24 protein-coding genes are annotated in these 19,952 nt (G+C 34.9%); 9 read left to right on the top strand and 15 right to left on the bottom strand.

Going from position 1 to position 19,952, the window contains the following annotated elements; genetic code table 11:
- Window positions 1-211: 211 nt before the first annotated feature.
- From CWC04_RS09865 to CWC04_RS09845, 7 genes are all read right to left on the bottom strand, one after another.
- Window positions 212-490 (bottom strand): hypothetical protein, encoded by a 279-nt coding sequence (locus tag CWC04_RS09865; protein ID WP_138685300.1) that lies wholly within the window; start codon window positions 488-490, stop codon window positions 212-214.
- A 406-nt stretch (window positions 491-896) separates the two neighbouring features.
- On the bottom strand, window positions 897-1,136 hold the full coding sequence (locus CWC04_RS09860) for a hypothetical protein (protein ID WP_138685299.1): 240 nt from the start codon (window positions 1,134-1,136) through the stop codon (window positions 897-899).
- A complete protein-coding gene (locus tag CWC04_RS19675; RefSeq protein ID WP_171038572.1) occupies window positions 1,126-1,296 on the bottom strand; it encodes a hypothetical protein in 171 nt (56 codons plus the stop codon). Before CWC04_RS19675 ends, CWC04_RS09860 begins: the two co-directional genes overlap by 11 nt.
- Window positions 1,286-1,435 (bottom strand): hypothetical protein, encoded by a 150-nt coding sequence (locus CWC04_RS19670; protein WP_171038571.1) that lies wholly within the window; start codon window positions 1,433-1,435, stop codon window positions 1,286-1,288. The genes CWC04_RS19675 and CWC04_RS19670 overlap by 11 nt, the downstream gene beginning before the upstream one ends.
- A gap of 19 nt (window positions 1,436-1,454) precedes the next feature.
- Window positions 1,455-1,775 carry a hypothetical protein gene (locus tag CWC04_RS09855; protein WP_138685298.1) on the bottom strand — a complete coding sequence of 107 codons (321 nt, stop codon included), beginning with the start codon at window positions 1,773-1,775 and terminating at the stop codon, window positions 1,455-1,457.
- On the bottom strand, window positions 1,775-2,038 hold the full coding sequence (locus CWC04_RS09850; RefSeq protein ID WP_138685297.1) for a hypothetical protein: 264 nt from the start codon (window positions 2,036-2,038) through the stop codon (window positions 1,775-1,777). The genes CWC04_RS09855 and CWC04_RS09850 overlap by 1 nt, the downstream gene beginning before the upstream one ends.
- 4 nt (window positions 2,039-2,042) lie before the next feature.
- Window positions 2,043-2,282: a hypothetical protein gene (locus CWC04_RS09845; RefSeq protein WP_138685296.1), complete on the bottom strand. Its 240-nt coding sequence runs from the start codon at window positions 2,280-2,282 to the stop codon at window positions 2,043-2,045.
- 156 nt (window positions 2,283-2,438) lie between these two features.
- On the opposite strand from CWC04_RS09845, the gene CWC04_RS09840 reads away from it, so the two are divergent.
- The gene (locus CWC04_RS09840; RefSeq protein WP_138685295.1) at window positions 2,439-3,083 is read left to right on the top strand and encodes a hypothetical protein; all 645 of its coding nucleotides are present in this window, start codon (window positions 2,439-2,441) and stop codon (window positions 3,081-3,083) included.
- Window positions 3,084-3,955: 872 nt separating this feature from the next.
- Window positions 3,956-7,252 (top strand): hypothetical protein, encoded by a 3,297-nt coding sequence (locus CWC04_RS09835; RefSeq protein ID WP_138685294.1) that lies wholly within the window; start codon window positions 3,956-3,958, stop codon window positions 7,250-7,252.
- A gap of 91 nt (window positions 7,253-7,343) precedes the next feature.
- On the opposite strand, the gene CWC04_RS09830 is transcribed toward CWC04_RS09835, so the two are convergent.
- Window positions 7,344-8,057, bottom strand: coding sequence for a zinc ribbon domain-containing protein (locus tag CWC04_RS09830; RefSeq protein ID WP_051686696.1), 714 nt, complete (start codon window positions 8,055-8,057; stop codon window positions 7,344-7,346).
- Between the two features lie 71 nt (window positions 8,058-8,128).
- Between CWC04_RS09830 and CWC04_RS09825 the strand changes: the two genes are divergently transcribed.
- From CWC04_RS09825 to CWC04_RS09810, 4 genes are all read left to right on the top strand, one after another.
- Entirely contained in the window at window positions 8,129-8,668 is a 540-nt protein-coding gene (locus CWC04_RS09825; protein WP_249326107.1) for a thermonuclease family protein, read from the top strand.
- 657 nt (window positions 8,669-9,325) lie between these two features.
- Window positions 9,326-9,949 (top strand): hypothetical protein, encoded by a 624-nt coding sequence (locus CWC04_RS09820; protein WP_138685293.1) that lies wholly within the window; start codon window positions 9,326-9,328, stop codon window positions 9,947-9,949.
- A gap of 105 nt (window positions 9,950-10,054) precedes the next feature.
- Window positions 10,055-11,029 carry a hypothetical protein gene (locus tag CWC04_RS09815; RefSeq protein WP_138685292.1) on the top strand — a complete coding sequence of 325 codons (975 nt, stop codon included), beginning with the start codon at window positions 10,055-10,057 and terminating at the stop codon, window positions 11,027-11,029.
- A gap of 93 nt (window positions 11,030-11,122) precedes the next feature.
- Window positions 11,123-11,509 carry a DUF2511 domain-containing protein gene (locus CWC04_RS09810; protein WP_138685291.1) on the top strand — a complete coding sequence of 129 codons (387 nt, stop codon included), beginning with the start codon at window positions 11,123-11,125 and terminating at the stop codon, window positions 11,507-11,509.
- A 251-nt stretch (window positions 11,510-11,760) separates the two neighbouring features.
- Here CWC04_RS09810 and CWC04_RS09805 read toward each other — a convergent pair whose 3' ends face one another.
- On the bottom strand, window positions 11,761-12,345 hold the full coding sequence (locus CWC04_RS09805) for a recombinase family protein (protein WP_138685290.1): 585 nt from the start codon (window positions 12,343-12,345) through the stop codon (window positions 11,761-11,763).
- 243 nt (window positions 12,346-12,588) lie between these two features.
- Between CWC04_RS09805 and CWC04_RS09800 the strand changes: the two genes are divergently transcribed.
- Genes CWC04_RS09800 through CWC04_RS09795 form a run of 3 tightly spaced genes read left to right on the top strand, consistent with a single transcriptional unit; the run spans window position 12,589 to window position 13,544 of the window.
- The gene (locus CWC04_RS09800) at window positions 12,589-12,957 is read left to right on the top strand and encodes a hypothetical protein (RefSeq protein ID WP_138685289.1); all 369 of its coding nucleotides are present in this window, start codon (window positions 12,589-12,591) and stop codon (window positions 12,955-12,957) included.
- A gap of 5 nt (window positions 12,958-12,962) precedes the next feature.
- On the top strand, window positions 12,963-13,130 hold the full coding sequence (locus CWC04_RS19665) for a hypothetical protein (RefSeq protein ID WP_171038570.1): 168 nt from the start codon (window positions 12,963-12,965) through the stop codon (window positions 13,128-13,130).
- A 39-nt stretch (window positions 13,131-13,169) separates the two neighbouring features.
- The gene (locus CWC04_RS09795; RefSeq protein WP_039037655.1) at window positions 13,170-13,544 is read left to right on the top strand and encodes a hypothetical protein; all 375 of its coding nucleotides are present in this window, start codon (window positions 13,170-13,172) and stop codon (window positions 13,542-13,544) included.
- A 184-nt stretch (window positions 13,545-13,728) separates the two neighbouring features.
- On the opposite strand, the gene CWC04_RS09790 is transcribed toward CWC04_RS09795, so the two are convergent.
- From CWC04_RS09790 to CWC04_RS09765, 6 genes are all read right to left on the bottom strand, one after another.
- A complete protein-coding gene (locus CWC04_RS09790) occupies window positions 13,729-14,361 on the bottom strand; it encodes an HNH endonuclease signature motif containing protein (protein ID WP_138685288.1) in 633 nt (210 codons plus the stop codon).
- A gap of 31 nt (window positions 14,362-14,392) precedes the next feature.
- Window positions 14,393-15,052 (bottom strand): solute carrier family 23 protein, encoded by a 660-nt coding sequence (locus CWC04_RS09785; RefSeq protein ID WP_249326106.1) that lies wholly within the window; start codon window positions 15,050-15,052, stop codon window positions 14,393-14,395.
- A 78-nt stretch (window positions 15,053-15,130) separates the two neighbouring features.
- Window positions 15,131-16,198 carry a BMP family ABC transporter substrate-binding protein gene (locus tag CWC04_RS09780; RefSeq protein ID WP_138685287.1) on the bottom strand — a complete coding sequence of 356 codons (1,068 nt, stop codon included), beginning with the start codon at window positions 16,196-16,198 and terminating at the stop codon, window positions 15,131-15,133.
- A 66-nt stretch (window positions 16,199-16,264) separates the two neighbouring features.
- The gene (locus CWC04_RS09775; protein WP_138685286.1) at window positions 16,265-17,191 is read right to left on the bottom strand and encodes an ABC transporter permease; all 927 of its coding nucleotides are present in this window, start codon (window positions 17,189-17,191) and stop codon (window positions 16,265-16,267) included.
- 2 nt (window positions 17,192-17,193) lie between these two features.
- A complete protein-coding gene (locus CWC04_RS09770) occupies window positions 17,194-18,297 on the bottom strand; it encodes an ABC transporter permease (protein ID WP_138685285.1) in 1,104 nt (367 codons plus the stop codon).
- Entirely contained in the window at window positions 18,294-19,853 is a 1,560-nt protein-coding gene (locus CWC04_RS09765) for an ABC transporter ATP-binding protein (RefSeq protein ID WP_138685284.1), read from the bottom strand. Before CWC04_RS09765 ends, CWC04_RS09770 begins: the two co-directional genes overlap by 4 nt.
- Window positions 19,854-19,952 lie beyond the last annotated feature (99 nt).

Here is a 19,952-nt window from a genome sequence, read left to right as displayed (position 1 = left end):
AACTGGGAACTTGCTCTAAGTTTGGTATATAACGATAAGAGCGCTTTTTGAAGATAGATCAAGTCATCAAAAATAATTTAGTAAACTTTTATTTTCCATAAACAATTTGTTAGGTTTGTGAGTGAACCTAACAAATTTTTTATGGAAAAGCATACTAAACATAAGAATAGTCTAAACCCAATTTAGAACTATTTAATGATTAGGCTCTAGACTACTCACTCCATCCTTTTAGCTCCAATAAAGTACCATCTTTATCTTTTACTTGCTCATAAGTCAACGAGCCATCATATAGCTTGTAGAGTGGTTTTAAAGGGGTTAACTTCTTATCATTTTTCAGAACATCATTATTCACTAAATGAAAGAAAGCTACTATTTTGTCATGCACCATTTTAAGATCTACTTGTTTAGAGTGTTGCAAAAATTTTGTAATTTCATACGCAGTAAATACGTCTTCAACAGTGTAAAAACCGCTACCATCTTGTTTCTTCATTAGTTGATAATGGCTTAACATTAAATCTAGAATCGCTGGTAGTGAATAAAGCATGTTGTATCGAACCATGTTTAAATAATGGTATGTAAACCAGTGTAATGATTCATTAATGGGAATGTTTAAGGGTTTTGTGTGTATATTCATTTTGTTTACCTATCGGAATTGAGCTTTTAGAAAATAAAATAAATGCTCTAAAATCAAATATTTTGATGTTTTTTGATCTATTGCAATGTTCAAAACAGTATGATCGAATCTTAGGCCATAGCGTTTTAATATTAATGTAACAATCGCTTGCTTTGAATAATCTTGACAATATTGATCGTATAGATTGTTCAAATTGGCATGATTCGTTTCATCTTTTGCATAGAATCTTAATCTATTATTTTTTGTGTACATTATATTAAACCTATTCTGTAAGGGTTAAAATAATGTCTGTTAATTTAAATGCATTAAAAAAACATGGTTGATCGTTACCGAATTGGTGTTCGTATTCTTCACAAACTTGTTCAACTGTTACACTAGTATTTAAACCAAGTAAGATAGCCTTAATTGCACGTTCAGCTTCACTATTATCATGTAGATCATATTGAAAATACGTACAAACTTTATTTAAAATGTATTCTTTTTTGCCTTTATTATTCTGCATAGCCAAACCTATTTAATTTATTATTACTCTCTAAAATCTGTTGTTTAATTTTCTGTATTTTTTGAATCTCTTCTTGTAAAGAATCTTTAGAAAGAAACGTTGATTTTTCTTGTTCCGATTTTAAAAATTCATAAATCTGTTTTAATTTATTATCGTTCATGTTCAACACCATTTAATAATTTTTCTAATTCTTCGAGTAGTTGTTGTAGAGTTTCTTTTGAACGCTCGCAAAAAATAATCTTTTCTTGTAGATTATTTTTATATTGGTGTAAGAGTTCTATTAATTTTTCATTTTCCATAATACTAACTTTTTATTTTTTATAATTTAAACCACACTTTTTTACCTTCATTCACACTTTCAGGTAAAATAGTTTTTTCATGATCTGTAGGAATTCCACCAGCTTTATTTTTAGTTTTTAAAACACGTCTAGATTTAATCTTATCATCAAGTTTTTTCTTTAACTCTTTGATTTTATCTTTTCTGCTTTCTACATCTTCATTAATAAAAACGTGTTGAATACTTTTAATGTCTTCATTGATTGCTGGTAGTACGTGTTCTTCACATAGTTGATTAAAGATTGCTTGAGTCTTAATTTTAAAATCTTCTGTAAGTTCTCCACTTTCTGTAAAAATACTCATTATTCACCCATTTTATTTAATAAATTCTCTTCTTCATTAATCATTAATTCTAGTGCTGCAATCTCACTATCTAGTTTTTGAATGGTTTTAGAATCTTCTGCCATAGCATTGAAAACTTTTGATTTTTCTTGTTCGTGAGTATCTAGAACACGCTCAAACATGGTGTTAATAGTTTTCTCTAACAATGATTTTGAAAGTGTTTCACCCTCAAGAATATTCGATAAACCTGTTTCAATGTCCCTTCTTAATTTTAATAAATCCATAATTTTACAACCCGTATTGTAAATCTTGATTAATCTTCTCTAGTTCACGTTTAATAATCGTGTTGTACACTAGGTTTGAACGTGTAATTAAATTGTCTGCCATGTACAACCGTAAAATCTCACGCTCTCGGTCTGTCAGTTTTAATCGTGCATGAATAGTTTTTTCAACATTATTTTTTGGTGTTGCTTTTGTTGTTAATACTTCTTGTTCATCTTCAATAAACATAATTTTGTTACCTATCATTAATTATTCTTTGATTATCTTTATTAATAATCTTCTTATTATTATTTATGTCAGTTTTTTAACGTTGAATAAGTGGAGCAGTTAGCAGCAATAAAAAGTATATAAATAGTTGTATAAGGAATATTTTCCCTCACACAAAAAAAGAAAGGTAAACAAATGATTAAGAAGAATAAAAACCAGCAAGTACAAGAAGACTTAAACACAATATTAATTGATAATGATTTAATGATGTTGAGTATTGCAAAGCACGATTATACGAATATTAAAACAAAGAATAGTGGACAGTTTTTACATTATCTTGAAAATTATTGTAAGAAAAATGAAGAGTATAAAAGCAAGGTTAATTCAAAAGCATTAAACGAATACACGAAGATTAAAGAAAAAATTCTAGAACAGTATTATCATACAAAAGACAACCTGAATATTCAGGTTCATTTTAATGATAAGGAAAAAGTATCTATTCTTTATAGTACAAAATTAAAAAATAATGCGATCACGTTACAATTAATACTAGAATCTATCGTTCATGGTATCTCTGAAAAGTTAAGCGAATATAGCTCAAGTTCAGTAGATGCACCTAAAAATAGTGTGTTACTATCATCAAAATTGCCAATTTTAATGTACAACCTAGTGAGCTTTGATTATAAACTTGATGCAAATTTACTTACTATTAAGAACATTAAATTGAAACCACCAGCAACAGTTTATAATAAAGACGTTGATTATTTTTATGATAATACAGATGCATGTAAAACATTGTTAGAATCGGCACAGAATATTAATAAACTAGGGTTTGTATGATGCATAAAAAAAGCTTGTCTGAATAATCAAACAAGCTTTTTATGCATAAGGTTAAATTGATAAAATGAAAGAAACCAATTCATTATTATTTATGATAAATATTATTGGATTTATTGCGAATTGTCCCAAGAAAAAATAAATGAAAACCCCTGTGTAGTGATAATGCACAGGGGTTTTTTTATGTCTAAAATTAAGTATTCGTTGTTTTTATAACTTTTGGTTATATACACCTGTTATAATTCACCTATGTATCAACAACTCCTGTATAATAAATGGCAAGCGCATGAATTATAAGGGATTATTTATCGCTCTACAGCCCAGTAAATACGGGCATGTTAGTGTTTACTTACCCCCTTTACAGTTTGATTTTGCGTTGATTCCACAAAAAACAGGGTTAAATAACGTTTACTGACTGTTAATTGTACAGTGGGAAAATATTATTGATTCTAAGCCATTGATTTAAATGCTTATTTAAAAATATTCTAAGGGTTTTTGTAAAACACGAAAAAACTCTTATATATATTAGTATCAGCACAAAAAAGTGCTTTTTTTTAAAATAAGGTTGTCAGTATAAGGACAATAGAATGAGGTAACAACATGAAAACAGTATTCACACCAGAAGTATTAAAATCATTATCAGACGATTGGAAGACGGGTAGATTTAGTAAAAGCGACCTTGCACGAAGATACAAAGTAACACCGTCAACAGTTACTAAAAAGTTCAAGATTTTGAAAGCGCTCGGATTAATATAATAAAAATAATAATGGTCACTGTGAAAATAGAATTTACAGTGACCACCATTAACAACAACACTAAAACTATAACTTACCCGACAAGGGAGGGATAAATTAAATAATAATAGGTAAATACCATGAAAGTATTAAACAACAACATTCAATCAATGGAAGTTCCATTTTCTACAGGCACAAAAAAAGAGCTTAACGGCCAAGTTAAAAGCTCTTTCCAAAACACAATTGTTAGTAAAACTAACAGTAATATTTATGTAGAAAAAATTGATGCTTTACACAAAGCTAGTGGCAATTTCACCAAAGTCGTTCTTACCAGCACTGATAAAAAACAAGATTTATTAAAAAATATTAACGTTGGTTTTGCACCAGTTCAAGACGGTTCTTTTACTAAAATTAAAGGTGTTCAACTAGTGCGTGTAATTACTGCCATTACAGAGGGTAAGTTTAATGCACCAGTTGCAGAATATAAAAAAGCTAAAGCTGCTAGCGAAACAAAAGTAAGTAAGGATTCATACTTACCTAAGTTTACACCTCACGGTTTTAAAATTAATGGTTTTCATAAAATTGAGTCAACAGACGAGGGTTTAAACACTTTCACCGCTAACGGTGTTTTTCATGCTGACTTAGATAATATTCCTAAAAACGAATTAAATCGTGTATGGGATGCTTTGTTAACTACTAAACCTTTCTTCATGATGGTGTCACCGTCTAAAGATGGTATCAAATGTTTTTGGTTAAATGACCTTTACGTTAACAATGATTCATACAAAGCGTTTGCAGCGTTCAAAGGTGATCGCAAAGCTCACATGAACATGAACCGTATAATGGTTAAAGACTTATTAAAAGCGGCTGGTATTGTTGAATATTATGATCAAGCACCTACTAACAATAATTCTTTATGTTACGTTTCAGACGATACACGCATTCATTTAGACGATGATTTTAGCGTTTATGGTATTAAGCAAGCTTTAGCTTTTATCAATAACGTTAATAAACAAGCTAAGAGTATTGACGATAAGATTAAAAATGTTCGTTCTAGCATGAGTGAGTTAGGCGCTAGTGAACTTAAACTGAGTGATTCTATGATTGATGCACGTGTTCGATCTACTATTGAAAAGTTTAGCAATAATACAAAAAGCTTTGATGCTGGTGACGGTAACGGTGCAGCTTATTCAATGGCATGTTCAATGGTTGCTAAGGGTGTTGATGATTCACGTATTATACTTGAGTTAGACTTATTTAAGGCACGTTTTAGCAAACGTCCTACATGGACAGCAGAGAGTAAGTTAAACAGTGCTAAAGCTAACGGTGCTAAACCAGTTGTAGAATTAGAATTTAACGGTGCTGACAAAGTTGCTTTTGGTAAATTAGAGAATGAATTAAATATTCTTAGCGAGAAAAAAGCATTTGTTGATTACTGTTTACGTGCTGTTAGTTTTGTTGATAAAAAAGTTAAGGTTGAGGAGGAAAAGAAAGGTGAATTAGTATTCAACAAAGATATTAAAAATCTTAAACTTACTTGTATGACTGGTTTGCCTGCTACTGGTAAAACTTTTAAAGCAACTAAAGACGCTGTTCGTGACATGATTGATGATAAAGCATGTTCACTTTACATTTTACCTGATCGTGCCTCTATGCGCAGAGGGGTTGAGGGTTCACGTTACGAAGAAGTTATTAAACATTTAACCGCTTTGGTTAATACTGGTGAATTATCTTTAAAGGAGTTTGAAGCATACAAAGATCGTGTAGTTACAATTTTTGCAAGCGATGCAGCAGACGAAGAACAAAAATATGGCACTGTAGCGTCACAATTCGATAACGTGTTTAGGTTCGATAAAGATTTTGTAAAAAATGGCGGTATCGTGTTTATGACTTTTGCAGGTTTTTTAACTGTTAATACAACTGACTTAGATTTAAGAAACGTTCATTTATTAAAAGATGATGTTGATGGACTATCAACACCTGTTAAATTAAATACGAATGGTGCTTTGTGGACTAGTCAACAAAAGAAAGATTTATTAAATTATTTTGAATATGAAAAACGTTCTAACAGCTATAAAATTAATGGTCTTAGCAAAGATGGTTTAGAATATTACGTAGAAAATGAAAAGAATGGTAATGCTGAAAAACTGTTCAAGCGTGTTGAGGAAGTTAAAACAATTCATGCTGACAATAAAGCAATTTTCTACACTTTTAAACCAGAAATAGACAAGGGCTACAACGTTTATAAATCAAGAATAATTGACGTTGATACATTCGTTAATTTTGGGCGTGGTGTTACCTTTATTGGTGACTCAGTTCAAGAGAATCCGATTGTTAGATTGTTAACTAAAGCTGGTGTGAACTATCAAGAAGAAAACTTGAAACTTAGGATCAAGAACTTTAATAAACGTGCGGGAACTGTTTACTATGTTACTGAACACAACATGAGTAAAACCAAAATGAACAACATTAAAGAACGTGGATTTATGATAACAAACGCTATCAAGAAAGAATTTGCTGGTGGTCGTAAAGCTTTATTGTGTGTTAACAATGATCAGTTACAAGATGGTGAACTAGCACGTGACCTTGAACACCATTTTGATTTAACAAGTGTTCCAGCTAATACAAAAGGTAGAAATGATTTAAAAGAAAACGATTTAATTTTAGGTCTGTTCCGTTGTGATCTACCTATTGACGTAAAATTAACTACAGATGAAATACAAGGTTTAGGCGCAGACGAACTTGAAAACTGGATTCAGATTAACTTACTTTTACAGGCGTTTTTTCGTGGTGTGTTACGTTACGAAATTGATGATCGTGTATGCGATATAGTTGTTCCTAATAAAGCTCACGCTGAAGCTATTGTTAATCAAATATTTTTAGAAACTGGTGTTAAATTAAATACTAAATGTTTAGATGAAAACGTTTCTAAATCTTTTGAAAACGGTAAACGTGGTGTTCGCCCTCTTTCTGGTGATAAAGCTATGGATGCAAAAACTAAAAATACTCGTAGAGCTATTAAAAAGAAAGTTGATGCAATAGACAATTCATTATCTATTGATGATTTATTGAAGTTTTATGATGGTGACTTTATTAATGCGTTTGTTAATGAAAGTAGCACAAAAAATAAAAATAAAATGGTTAATAATTTGGTTGATGCTTTTAAAGCGTCAATCAATGATGCAAAAACTTACACCGAAATACCAGAAGGGATTGATGGGGATTTAATTGGTGTAAGTTTTGATGAGGATAGTATTGCTAGTGACTCACATGAATTAACGTTATTAACGGGTATTAATGACAGTAATAATGAGTCAATTGATAACAACAAGATTTATGATGAACTATTTAACCAAGATGCAGCTAATGATCCTGTAATTGAGCAACCAATAGAATTTAAAAAAATTGATAATTCACAATTAATCAACTTTGGGTAAAATATTAACTTCGGTCAAGTTCCTGAACTAATACAGCTTAAATTTAATAGTGTGATACAACTCATATCACACTATTAAAAATCTTTAGCGCTTATTTATTTTTAGAACATTTATCCCTAATTTCAGAGATCGCTTTTGATGAACCACTAAGAGAATATTTGAAATATGTAGCTTGCTCACCATGCCATTGAAGTTCAACAAGCGCTGTACTAGAAGCTTCTATTTTTGAAGTTACTACAGAGTCATCTTCAAAATGTAAAAACTTTGCGCCCCAATCTTGGGTAAGTGAAATGTCCTCAACATTATCGTTCCACTTAATACGTGTTTTAATTAAGTTGTAACCACTTTTTGTAGTATCTTTTGATAAATTTGGGGCTTCATTAAAACCTAAATACACCCATTCTTTACCAGCACTGCAACCCACGCCCATATAACTATAAACATCGTGGTATGGAAATCCCATTTTTTTCGATGGATAAGATCTAGGCGAATGTGCGAAAGCAGTAAATTCTCCTGTCATCTCATCTTTTGAAACTGACGTAACCCAAACTGGCTTGGGTGGCGCTGCTTTTTTTACTTTTTCAGATTTTATAGTTTCATTTTTTTCTGAACTACTTACTTTTGCAGGTGATTTAGTTGCGCTATCTGTTGATTGACTTGATGTATAAATACCTAGAATTATTAGGATTAGAACAAGCCATGTGAGTAATGATGTTTTCTTAGGGGCTTTTGCACCACACTTGGGGCAAGATTTAGCTTTATTGCTAACCTCTTCACCACACTCTTTACATTTAACTAATGCCATTTAATTTTCCTTAATTATTTTAAAGTTAGACTGATTTAGACCTGGAAAAGCTTAATTATGGAGGAGCTAAAGTGACTAATAATATTCAGGCAAGTTTGATTAGTTTTAAGCGATCCATGCATAACTATTTTTGTACAATGCTATATTCTTACCAATTAATAATTTTTAATCAAGCATACACTATGAAATACATTATTTTCATTTTAACTCTTCTATTCGTACCATTGTCTGTAGCAAAAACTTATGGGGATTTGAACGTATTTGAAATTGTAAGTATTTACGATGGAGATACATTTCGAGTTAATCTTGATGGTGATATGCCCCGAATTATTGGTGAGAATATAAGTGTTAGAGTAGCTAATATCGACACGCCTGAGTTAAGGGCAAAATGTGAAAATGAAAAAATATTAGCTAAAAAAGCAAAGCAATTCACAGTTCAAAAATTAAGAGAAGCTAAAGTTATAGTTCTGAAAACTGTTCAACGAGGGAAATATTTTAGAATAGTTGCTGATGTTTATTTAGATGGTGCATCGTTGTCAAACTTACTTTTAGAGCATAATTTAGCTGTAAAGTACGAGGGAGGTAAAAAAGTTAAAAACTGGTGTGAGTAAACAAGCTTAAATACAAAACGTAAAATTCCAAAATAAACTTATTAAAATAATTAGTAGCTGTATTGCATGATAAATTACAAACAACAGATATTAAATTAAGTATATGTCAAGAATAATTGAAAATATTTTTTGGTTATTTTTTGGTTTAAAGTGCGACTTCAATAAAATCAATAACTTACGATTAGGGAGTGCGTTTGCTATGGATATAATAACAATAGTATACTGAACACTAGTTTTTAGATGAGGAACACTTTAAATGAGGTAGTAAGAATTGATGCTTTTGAAAAGTAGAAAGCACTTACAGAGTAAACAAATAAGTGCTAACTGTACGATGCATATTGAGTGCATACGTTATATTCATTCTTTAGACGGCCTGAATATAACACTTATTTACTCAGCAACACATCCGACCAGTTGGTGTTTACTCAAATTATAACACTAATGAGGATAGTCCAATGGACATTTCACTATTAGAAGTACAGCAAATAGTAATTATTTTGACTGGTGTGACTACTGTAGTCTGCCGCTTAATAAAGTTATATTGTGATTTGGTAAAAGTTAAATAACCATTTGTTAATTTTTGTACATACCTATATCTGGACGCTCTCGGAAGCGTTCAGGTATTTTACTTTGCGACATAAAAGGATTTAAAAATTTATGGATAAAGCCACATTTGGATTAATAGGTGTTTGTCTTGGTTTTGTTTTGGGCATATTTAAAGATTGGTTTCTTCAATACTTAAAACGTAAGAAAGAATATGAATACCTTTCTATTCGGGTAGTTTGTGAGCTAGACCGTTTTATATATGGCTGTATAGATGTGATTAATGATAACGGAACGGTTTGTGGTCAGTATGATGAAAACGGCTGTGCGCGTATTCAAGTTGAACCACCATGTTTTGACCCTTACAGCTTAGATGTTGAATGGAAATCACTACCCCACAAATTGATGTATGAAATCCTTAATTTCCCAAATAAAATAGAAAATGCGAATGAAATAATAACAGCCACTTTTGATCATGATGATCAACCAACTTATGATAGAGGGTTCGATGCTCGTTATTTTCATTATACTGAGTTAGGTCTTCAAGCATTAGAAATAGCAAGAAAGCTTAGAAAATTGGCGGGATTACCTCCGCTAGAAGCATCAGAGTATTGTGATCCAAGTGATATGTTACCTAAGAAAAAAATAGAGTTAGAGGAACGTAAAAAGTTAAAAGAGCAGTACTATAGAGAAGTTGTGAAAGATTTAAACAAAGGTCTAAACGTTACAAAGAAGTAATATATCTTCAAACATTCTGGTATTTTTAAAAATTGTTTATAGCGTTGAATTAACTATGTTAAGCTATTAAACCTAAAGGACTAAATCTAAAATAAAGGACTAATAATGAACAAACCACTTTCCATACTTCTAATTGCAGCTAGCCTAACTGGTTGTCAAACAACATCAAGCTCTCCCGAAACTGTTGGTAGTAAACTTGATAATGGTGTTATAGATTGCGGCTACGAAAGTATTAATTCAGCCGAATACATCAAAGCACCTGACTATCAAATGAAATATATTACAAATATGTTTTCGTCAGATGCGGCTTCTATTAGTGAAAAACAATTTTATAATCCTAGCTACTTTACACCATTAGCGACTGAGAAGTTCAAAATAACCTCAACAGAACTTAAAAATAAATTCTATTATCACGCTTCTGGTAAACCTAATAGCCGTTTGAAGAAAGATAATAAGATTATTGATGGAGAAAGGTACGAATATCAAAATGCTTCTGATGTAAAAATTATTACTGAATCATGTAAGGTTTATTGGTTAGAAAGAGGTCAATACATTGACTTAACAGTTAGAAACTTGCGTCTAGCTGATGGTGGAGAATTTACAGCAGATAATTATTCTGATTTATTAGGCTCAAATAACTTCTCGAAATTTAGCGCACCAGAAGCTAAAGTCACTTACGATAAATTTACTAAAATAAGTAAAATTGAGTCAACATTTGATAAAAATCTAATGCTACGTACATGGGTTAAAAATAACGGTGCGGATAAGCCAAAGGAAATCCAAATCTATGCAGATGTTCACTTCTTAGATAAATGGGGACATTTAGAGAAAGCTTTTACTGAAACTGGTTTAGTAACTGAGATTACGAAAATTGACACTGACATAGATTGTTCTACTTCAAAGCTTTTAGGTGGCTGTAGTTTAACTGAAACCATTGGCATTAGTTTACCTTACTCCTTCTATGAATCTCATAAACAAGGTTTCGAAGTTAAAGTCCAAGGTACTCGCTCGAAAGTTATTAAAGTAAAAGATTACCAAGTTAAACAGATATTAGATGCTGTAGCTAAGTTTGAAAATTGATATAACTAGTTATTTGGTTATTTTCATAAGAAGCTTTGCTATGTCTTAATAGAAAGCTTCTTTTCATTTTCAGGTATACAAAAGGAATTTAAAATGCATACATCTTTAAAGTTAATCGCTTTACCATTAGCGGTACTTCTTACTGCTTGTTCACCCTCACAACCTGACGTTGAAGTAACACAGCAAGAATTTGGTTCTGAATGGCCTTTTACGATTACAGAAGGTCGTTTAAAGTGTATCAATAGTGCTGTAGTACTCATTACAGATGAAAATGAATATGCTCTCAATGGTGTAGCACAGCAAGAAGGTTATTCTGCTATTGAACCAATATGGAAAGAAGATCCAAGTTTTTATCAAATGGCTAAACAGCTTTCTAAATCAGAAGGTAAATCTGTGGAGGAAGTAATAAAGCTTATGGGAACACCTACAAAGGTCAATATTGGTCCCATTTTAGATAAAGGACTTGCTCTATGTAAGTAGTATCGTAAAACCTAACAAACATTGTTTGGACTTCCTTCTTTATCTAGAAGTTTTTAAGTTTTAGCGAATTTTAAGACCATAAATAATACTATAAGAAATATATTTTCTCTTTAATATAATTGTTAATGTAAAAAATACTCAGCGATAGTTTTTCATCTTCATCAACTATTGCTTTGTCTGATTCATCATCAGAATAGCTCGATAAATGTTTTATAAGTCCATTTATTGAACGCAAAAAACCCTATCCACATTTAATTATGGTTAGGGTTTTTTTCTTGACTTTCCTTTAATATTTTAAAAATACTAGTTTTACCTACGCCAGTTACTTTTTGAATCTCTGATTTTTTCACATCATTAGCAGCCAATTCTAAAACTTGTGCTTTCTTATCTTCACTAATTGGTTTACGACCTTTATAGACTCCTTTAGATTTTGCATGTTCTATTCCCTCACGTTGACGCTCTAAAATCATTGTGCGTTCAAACTCAGCGAACATAGATAGCATGTTCATAAAAAGTTTATCTTGTGCAGATGATGTATCAATCATCTGATCCAAAATTTTAAGCGTTACTCCACGTTCAGTTAGTTCATGTACAATATTTTGAAAGTCCCTCATGTTTCTAGCTAGTCTGTCAATTTTTGTTATTACTACTGTATCCCCTGTGCGAAGTTGTTCAATCATTTTTTCAAGTTCAGGACGATTCTTATTTTTACCACTTAGTTTTTCACTATAAACACGATCCACACCATGCTCTGACAACTTTGATAATTGTACAGTTAAATCTTGACCTTTCGTTGATACCCTCGCATAACCAAACACTAAACCTTTATTTTCCATAATTACCCCTTAATCGTTCGTTTAACTTCTAAGAGTCTAAATGATAACGGTTCATTTATTACAAATAAACCCTAAATGAACTATTTTTTAATATTTTAAACAAGGTTCATAAAGTATGCCCTAAACGAACCACATACATTCAAAAATATAAATTCATAATTGCTACAAAGTGGAACAATTAAAAGCACCAGAAAAAAAGTACATAAATAATAGTGTAAGAAGAAAAACAAAAAAGGTTGCATTATGAAAAAAATGGGAAGACCAAAAAAGAAACCTGACGAACTAAAATCAAAGACGGTTTCTTTTAGAATAAGCAAAGATACAGAAAAAGCAGTTAAACGGTTAACGAACAGCGATAAGTTAAATACGGCTATGAATGCACTTTTATTAAATCTTGAATCAAACCTTGTTTATGTTACCGATTCTGAAAAACAAGTATTAAAGGATGGTTTAGGAATTGATGATCCAGTTGCTTATTATTCTGCAATTATCCTAAACGATTTAGAAGAAGCAAGACACAATATTATAGAAAATCAAAATCAAGCTATAGAACAATACATAGATGTTGGTTTTGAACATGAATCATCATCAACACACTACAACGAATGGTAAACAAAATGAATGAACAAAAAACAAAAAAAGTAATGACATTTAAGGATTTTAGAGAATTTAACATCTCACTGAATAGATTGAAGAATGAAGCAAGAAAGGTTAAAGATTCAGAACAGTTAGCAACTATTCAAAAACAGATCGACATACTATTTAAAACGTTGAAAAAACGATAATTTATTTAAACTCACTCACACATTAACAGGTAAAACAAAATGCAAACACTATCTAAAGGAGAAATTAACTTACAACATGACGAATTAAAGAAGATCTTACAATCATTCGGAATAGTGAAGATTGATCCAGCAATTAATAATGCAATAATTGAAGTCATTGTACATCATCTTAAAACTGACCTTGTTACTTTTGAATCAGCATCAATTAAAGATTTAGGGCAGCATCAAACACAAGCTGGCGCAATTCGTGGCCTAATTTTTCTAGCAATTGAAGAACCAGAGTTTATATTCAGATTCCATTCAATGTTAACACTACAAATAAAACATGCGGAACATTGGTTAAAGTTCCTTGATACTAAACAAAAGTTACCGAGCATCATAAAATATAGATTAGTGCAATATTTGAGTGCATAATTTATAAAATATTCATGTATAGCGCCATTAACTCTCCAAATTGTCCTAAATAATGGCGCTTATCTCTCACAACATGCACGACTATTAATTGATTTTCCTTCCTTTTGTTGATTAATAGTTGTGTATAGTTGTTCAGACTTTTTGCATACAAAAAGTCTTATATTCAATTCAATATAAGGATTTATCAATATTCCCCATTCCAATCATTAAGATCATCTACTTGTGTATATTCCCCACTATCAAAATCAAAGTTCATTGCACTATTCCCAACATTGTGATCTATTCCAGATAATTTATTAATATTAAAAATCTCATTTCTAGTATCATTAAAATCAATGGTTGCTTGATCTACTATTCGAGTAAGTTTCTCTCTTTGATTGTCGGCAACACTGATCAATGCTAAATGACTCGGACGACAGCATTTTGTATTACTGCAAATATGGTGTACTTGCATGTTATTATCGTTTAATGGTTTTGTTACGTTATATATAGAAAACGTAACCCGATGTGTATAATATTGGTACGCACTGTTAATATACTTTCTATTTAGATTTTCTATTTTGTTGTGTTTTTTGTAGAAAGGGTACAAAGAGATACTAGGGTAAGCTTGTTTACAGTCTTTAATAGGAACATAGCATTTACCCATTTTTCGGATAAAACTTTCAGAATGACCAGCCTTATTTTCACTGTCAACTTTGTACTTTTTATAAACGTGTTCTAACACTGCTGGATCTGTACGAATCTTGGCGGGTATGTTTCTATAAGCTGTCAATTTTAAGCACCTTTTATTATCAATTCTATTGACAATATTTATCATTTAAGATTCATTAACGCCCCATTTAGTAGCACTAATTAAATACAGTTACAGCGGTAAGCCTTACCCACTGATTTTTGCTAGCATTTAGTAATACCACCAGCGCCACCACCGAAAAACCCACAATTAAGTTGCTTGGCGAGGCAAACTTTTCAGGCATATTAGTTAATAACCATTGCCCGCCGCCTATGTCGGTCATACCTACTTTAATGAGGTAAACCCCAATGGTGGTGATCACCACACCGGTCACTACAGGCTTAATTACTTTGCCAAGCTTTTCTATAAAAAAGCTAATAAATATCTCTACAAAGGCTGCTAAAAAACACACAGCAAAAATGGTGGCAAGTACTTCATCGATTCCGCCTCCAGTGGCTTTTACGGTAAAACCGGTTGCCAAAATGGTGCCTAAAAACGCAAAGCTGGTGCCTTGTACGCAAATAAGCCCTGAACCAATTGGCCCCACACGGCGAGCCTGAATAAATGTACCAACCCCCGATACAAACAACGCCATACTAATTAAATATGGTATTTCGCTCCCAAGCCCCAACACGCCACCAATAATAAGCGTGGGCGTAATAATACCTACAAAACTTGCCAGTACATGTTGCAGGGCAGCGAAAAAGGATTCGGTCAGCCCTGGTTTATCATCTACTGCGTAAATTATGTCTTCTGAGATTGCTTCTTGGTTTGACATAGTCAACATCCTTTTAGCGCTTTAATATGGGCAAGGTATAAATGCCTTGCCCAGGTTTTAATTTAAATACAGTGGCGCTTATTTAAGCTGCCCTTCAACACCCTCTACATAAAAGTCCATACCCAGTAAGGTTTTATCATCAATTGTTTGCCCCGCTTTAGTTACCAGCTCACCTTGCTGATTGTTAATTGGGCCACTAAATGGATGAAACTCACCGTTGGCAATTTTGGTTTTAATCGCCTCTACCTCTGCAACAACATTGGCAGGAATGTCTTTACTCAGCGGCGCTAAGCGGGTCATACCGGCATCTATGCCTTTCCATACATTTTGCGATTCCCATTTATCATCAAGCACTTGCTGCACGCGCTCGGCGTAAAACTCATCCCAATGATGAACAGGCGCCGTAAGGTGCGCTTTTTTACCATAGCCGCTCATATCTGAGTGGTAACCAATGGCGTATATTCCGGCGGCTTCTGCGGCTTGAAGTGGCGCAGGTGAGTCGGTGTGTTGAGTAATAATATCAACACCTTGGTCGATTAAACTGTCGGCAGCTTCGCGCTCTTTACCAGGATCAAACCAGCTATTAACCCACACTACTTTTACTTTTGCGTTAGGTTTTACTGAGCGCAGGCCTAAAGTAAACGCGTTAATACCGCGTATTACCTCAGGAATAGGAAACGCGGCAATATAGCCAATACTGTCAGATTTACTCATGTGCCCAGCAATAACACCGGTTAAGTAGCGCCCTTCGTAAATACGGTCAAAATAAGTGCCCACATTTTTAGCGCGTTTATAACCTGTTGCATGCTCAAACTTTACGTTAGGAAAACGTTTAGCCACTTTAATGGTCGGGTTCATGTAGCCAAACGAGGTGGTAAATATTAAATCGTGCCCGCTTTTGGCTAGTTGTGTAATAACTCGCTCTGCATCGGCGCCCTCTGGCACGCTTTCTACAAAGGTGGTTTTTATTTTTTCGCCAAATTTATCCTCTAGGTAGCGGCGGCTTACATCGTGGGTGTAAGTCCAACCAGCTTCGCCAATCGGGCTTACATATACAAACCCTACTTTTACGTTGTCTTTTGCCATTGCACTCGCGCTTAACCCTAAGCTAAGTGCTACGCCAAGCGCTGTTATTAGTTTTTTCATTGTTATTCTCCGTGTTGTATTTTTAATATCCTGTTGAAGGCTTATTGTTACTCTTTGTATAAAATTTTAATGGCCCTTATGCCAAGGCTTACCTAGCCACATGGGTTCGTACATTTTTAGTTTTTGTTTATTTTTACTTAGCATAATCAGTACTATAAGCGTTGCACCATAAGGCAGCATGGCCAGTAAATTAGAATCCACCGCTAAGCCAAGCGCCTGTGCCACTAAGTGCATAATGCTGGCAAAACCAAATAAATAAGCGCCTAGCATTACCCGCTCAATTCGCCAACTTGCAAATACCACTAAAGCCAGTGCTATCCAGCCACGTCCCGAGGTCATGTTTTGTGTCCAAAGGGGTGTGTAAGCAAGCGATAGGTACGCCCCTGCAATACCCGCCATTGCGCCGCCAAACATAACGGCTAAATAGCGAGTACGCATTACAGGCAAGCCTAAGTTATTACCAACGCCTGGGTTTTCACCAATGGCGCGTACCGCAAGCCCTGCCCTGTGGTATTTAAAAAATAAATAAGCACCAAGTACTAATGCCCAACTTAAATACACAATGGCATCTTGCGAAAACAGCGCTTTGCCCAGTAGCGGAATATGCTCAAACCCTGCAATTGCTAAAGTAGGTAAGGCATTAATGGTTTTGCCCTCGTAATCAACACCTAAAAATGCCGACAAGCCCGTTCCAAAAATAGTTAGCGCTAACCCGGCAGCCACTTGGCTAGCATTTAAATTAAGTGCTACAAACGCAAATACTAACGACGCCATAACCCCCACAAACGCAGCCACGCTAAAGCCTATAAAGAGGTTGTCGCATTGGTACATGGTTATAAACCCAGCCACCGCGCCTAATAGCATCATGCCCTCTTGCCCCAGGTTAAGTGTGCCGCTTTTCTCACATACCATTTCACCTAGAGCCACCAGCAATAAAGGCGTGCCGGTGCGAATAGTGGCGTATAAAATATTTGTGAATACCTCTAAATCCATGTTTAAGATTCCTGTGCGATGGGTGTTAGCTGCGTTTTTTGTTGTTTAAATGGCAGTAACAATTTAATGCGATAACCAATAAGCACATCGCACGAGAGTAAATAAAACAGCATTAAGCCCTGAAAAATGCCAGTAATGGCATTGGGTAGGCCAATTTCTATTTGCGCCATTTCGCCGCCCATATAAATAAGCCCCATTAACAGCCCTGCTAAGGTGATCCCAAGCGGATGTAAGCGCCCTAAAAAAGCCACAATAATTGCGGCATAACCATAACCGGGTGATATTTGCGGCACTAATTGCCCTATAGGCCCAGCCACCTCGCCAGCCCCTGCAAGCCCAGCTAACCCGCCACTTATTACCAATACACCAGCAATTAAAAGCGCACGTTTATAGCCCGCCATTTTGGCCGCCGATGCATCAAGCCCAAGTACTTGTATTTGAAAACCCACAAAGGTTTTACTAATAAACACCCATGTGGCACACAGCGCTAATAGCGCAAATGCAAGCCCTAAATGAAGGCGAGTACCATCAAATAAAACCGGTAGTAAGGTGCTATCGCCAAATAAGGCGCTTTCAGGAAAGTTATAGCCGTATGGGTCTTTTAATGGCCCGTGTACTGACCACAGCAACACATTAACGGCAATGTAATTGAGCATAATGGTGACTAAAATTTCGTTGGTGTTTAAACGTAATTTCATAAAGGCAGCTAAGCCTGCCCACAACATGCCACCGGCAATACCTGCAAGTAATGTAAGCCCTAAGGCAAAGGAACTTGTAGAGTCAACAAAGTTAACAGCTACGGCACTGGCGCATACGCCGCCAATAAGTAGCTGCCCTTCAGCACCTATATTCCACACCGACGCCCTGTAACACAGCGCTAAACCATAGGCACATAATAAAATTGGAATGGTCATTACTAATAGCTCGGTAACGCCGTACCAGTCAGAAATAGGCGCTATGAGTAAGGTATATAAGGCATTAATCGGGTCGTGCCCTAATAAGGCAAACACCACATAACCTGTTATTAAAGTGAGTAAAATGGCTAAAACAGGAGAGAGATAACTCCATGTGTTTGAGCGCTCTACGCGGGATTCAAGCTTTATCATGCCAGCGCTCCTTGCGGTGTTATTTTTGCTGTGTTGCTTTTAGTGTCGTGATTAAAATCGCCCGCCATCCACTGCCCTAATTGCACAAGTGGTACACAGTCGGTATTTAAAATAGGCGATAGTTTGCCATCGCAAATTGCGCCAATACGGTCACAAATTTTATAGAGCTCGTCTAAATCTTCTGAAATAACCAGTACTGCACAGCCTTCGTCGCGCAGCGTTAAAATTGCCTCGTGAATGGCAACTTGCGCGCCAATATCTACACCCCAAGTAGGGTGCGACATAACCAGCAATTGTGGGTTTTGCTCAACCTCTCGGCCAATAATAAACTTTTGCAAATTGCCGCCCGAAAGGCTTGCTGCGTGAGTACGGTTGCTGGGGGTTTTTACGTTGTATTTTTTAATGATTTTGTCGGCGAGTTGGCTAATTTTTTGTTTTACTAAAAAGCCTTTTTTAACTAAACCACTATCAAAACTGGTAAGAAGTGCATTCTGCGCTAAATCCATATCGGGTACTGCGCCGCGCCCTAGCCTGTCCTCGGGTACGCATGCAAGCCCAAGCCTGCGCCTTTTTAGAGGGCATAACGCATCAACAGCGGTATTTTTAAATTTTATTGCATTGCTATTTTTTTGTGGCTCCTCTCCCGAAAGCGCTTTTAATAGCTCTTCTTGCCCATTACCGGCAACCCCTGCAATACCGACTATTTCCCCTTGTTGTACGGCAAAGTTCACGTTTTTAAGCGCAATATCAAATAACGCCTGCGCACTGGTTGATAAGTTATCGACTGTTAAAAAATCACCTGTGCCAGTCGCTCTGCGCGTTTGGTTACTTATTGGGGTGCTGTCGCCTACCATTAAGCGAGCTATTGATTCGCTGGTTTCGTTTTTAGGAATGCAATGCCCACTTACCTTGCCGGCGCGCAAAATAGTGGCGCTGTCGCAAAGCGCAATAACTTCATGCAACTTATGGCTAATAAACAGCACCGAGCAGCCTTCTTTTTTAAGCGAATGCAGGGTCTTAAACAGTGCGTCTACTTCTTGCGGAGTGAGTACCGAGGTGGGTTCATCTAAAATAAGCAGTTGAATATCTAATAATAAACACCTGACTATTTCTACTCGTTGGCGCTCGCCCGTTGAAAGCGTAGACACTAACCTATGCGGGTCCAGCGGCATGCCGTACCTAGCCGATGTTTTACTAATTCTGCTGGCAAGTGTGCTGCTATGCCCTGCTAAATCGCCCAGCGCTAACGCGATATTTTGCGCAACTGTTAGGGTTTCAAATAACGAAAAATGCTGAAACACCATACCTATGCCTAATTCGCGGGCATCGGCGGGTTCTTTTATGTCCATTTTACGACCGTTAAAAAACATGTCCCCTTGGTCAGGTTTAACTACACCGTAAAGCATTTTCATTAACGTGCTTTTACCCGCGCCGTTTTCACCAAGCAGGGCATGTACCTCACCATGTTTTATTTTTATTGTTACGCCGTCGTTGGCTATACATCCGGGGTACTGCTTTGTCATTCCCTGCATAGTAAGGCGGTATTTATTGTCCATTATTTAAACCTTTCTTTGTGCTTGTTGGTTAAATAAGCTAGCCTAGAAACTTAGCTGACCAAGCGGTCAACAATGGCATGGTATCTGCAATTAACTTAC

Source organism: Pseudoalteromonas sp. S2893 (assembly GCF_005887105.1).
Lineage (GTDB): Bacteria > Pseudomonadota > Gammaproteobacteria > Enterobacterales > Alteromonadaceae > Pseudoalteromonas > Pseudoalteromonas atlantica.
The sequence above is the reverse complement of the archived record's forward strand: the minus strand, read 5'-3'. Positions and strand labels throughout refer to the sequence as shown.

Coding starts and splice junctions, on each gene's coding strand:
- CWC04_RS19670 (WP_171038571.1), bottom strand. CDS start 1,435: ATGGAAAATGAAAAATTAATAGAACTCTTACACCAATATAAAAATAAT.
- CWC04_RS19675 (WP_171038572.1), bottom strand. CDS start 1,296: ATGAACGATAATAAATTAAAACAGATTTATGAATTTTTAAAATCGGAA.
- CWC04_RS09780 (WP_138685287.1), bottom strand. CDS start 16,198: ATGAAAAAACTAATAACAGCGCTTGGCGTAGCACTTAGCTTAGGGTTA.
- CWC04_RS19665 (WP_171038570.1), top strand. CDS start 12,963: ATGAATGAACAAAAAACAAAAAAAGTAATGACATTTAAGGATTTTAGA.
- CWC04_RS09775 (WP_138685286.1), bottom strand. CDS start 17,191: ATGGATTTAGAGGTATTCACAAATATTTTATACGCCACTATTCGCACC.
- CWC04_RS09855 (WP_138685298.1), bottom strand. CDS start 1,775: ATGAGTATTTTTACAGAAAGTGGAGAACTTACAGAAGATTTTAAAATT.
- CWC04_RS09850 (WP_138685297.1), bottom strand. CDS start 2,038: ATGGATTTATTAAAATTAAGAAGGGACATTGAAACAGGTTTATCGAAT.
- CWC04_RS09770 (WP_138685285.1), bottom strand. CDS start 18,297: ATGATAAAGCTTGAATCCCGCGTAGAGCGCTCAAACACATGGAGTTAT.
- CWC04_RS09830 (WP_051686696.1), bottom strand. CDS start 8,057: ATGGCATTAGTTAAATGTAAAGAGTGTGGTGAAGAGGTTAGCAATAAA.
- CWC04_RS09790 (WP_138685288.1), bottom strand. CDS start 14,361: ATGATAAATATTGTCAATAGAATTGATAATAAAAGGTGCTTAAAATTG.
- CWC04_RS09820 (WP_138685293.1), top strand. CDS start 9,326: ATGGATAAAGCCACATTTGGATTAATAGGTGTTTGTCTTGGTTTTGTT.
- CWC04_RS09815 (WP_138685292.1), top strand. CDS start 10,055: ATGAACAAACCACTTTCCATACTTCTAATTGCAGCTAGCCTAACTGGT.
- CWC04_RS09765 (WP_138685284.1), bottom strand. CDS start 19,853: ATGGACAATAAATACCGCCTTACTATGCAGGGAATGACAAAGCAGTAC.
- CWC04_RS09795 (WP_039037655.1), top strand. CDS start 13,170: ATGCAAACACTATCTAAAGGAGAAATTAACTTACAACATGACGAATTA.
- CWC04_RS09785 (WP_249326106.1), bottom strand. CDS start 15,052: ATGTCAAACCAAGAAGCAATCTCAGAAGACATAATTTACGCAGTAGAT.
- CWC04_RS09835 (WP_138685294.1), top strand. CDS start 3,956: ATGAAAGTATTAAACAACAACATTCAATCAATGGAAGTTCCATTTTCT.
- CWC04_RS09800 (WP_138685289.1), top strand. CDS start 12,589: ATGAAAAAAATGGGAAGACCAAAAAAGAAACCTGACGAACTAAAATCA.
- CWC04_RS09805 (WP_138685290.1), bottom strand. CDS start 12,345: ATGGAAAATAAAGGTTTAGTGTTTGGTTATGCGAGGGTATCAACGAAA.
- CWC04_RS09810 (WP_138685291.1), top strand. CDS start 11,123: ATGCATACATCTTTAAAGTTAATCGCTTTACCATTAGCGGTACTTCTT.
- CWC04_RS09865 (WP_138685300.1), bottom strand. CDS start 490: ATGAAGAAACAAGATGGTAGCGGTTTTTACACTGTTGAAGACGTATTT.
- CWC04_RS09840 (WP_138685295.1), top strand. CDS start 2,439: ATGATTAAGAAGAATAAAAACCAGCAAGTACAAGAAGACTTAAACACA.
- CWC04_RS09860 (WP_138685299.1), bottom strand. CDS start 1,136: ATGCAGAATAATAAAGGCAAAAAAGAATACATTTTAAATAAAGTTTGT.
- CWC04_RS09845 (WP_138685296.1), bottom strand. CDS start 2,282: ATGATAGGTAACAAAATTATGTTTATTGAAGATGAACAAGAAGTATTA.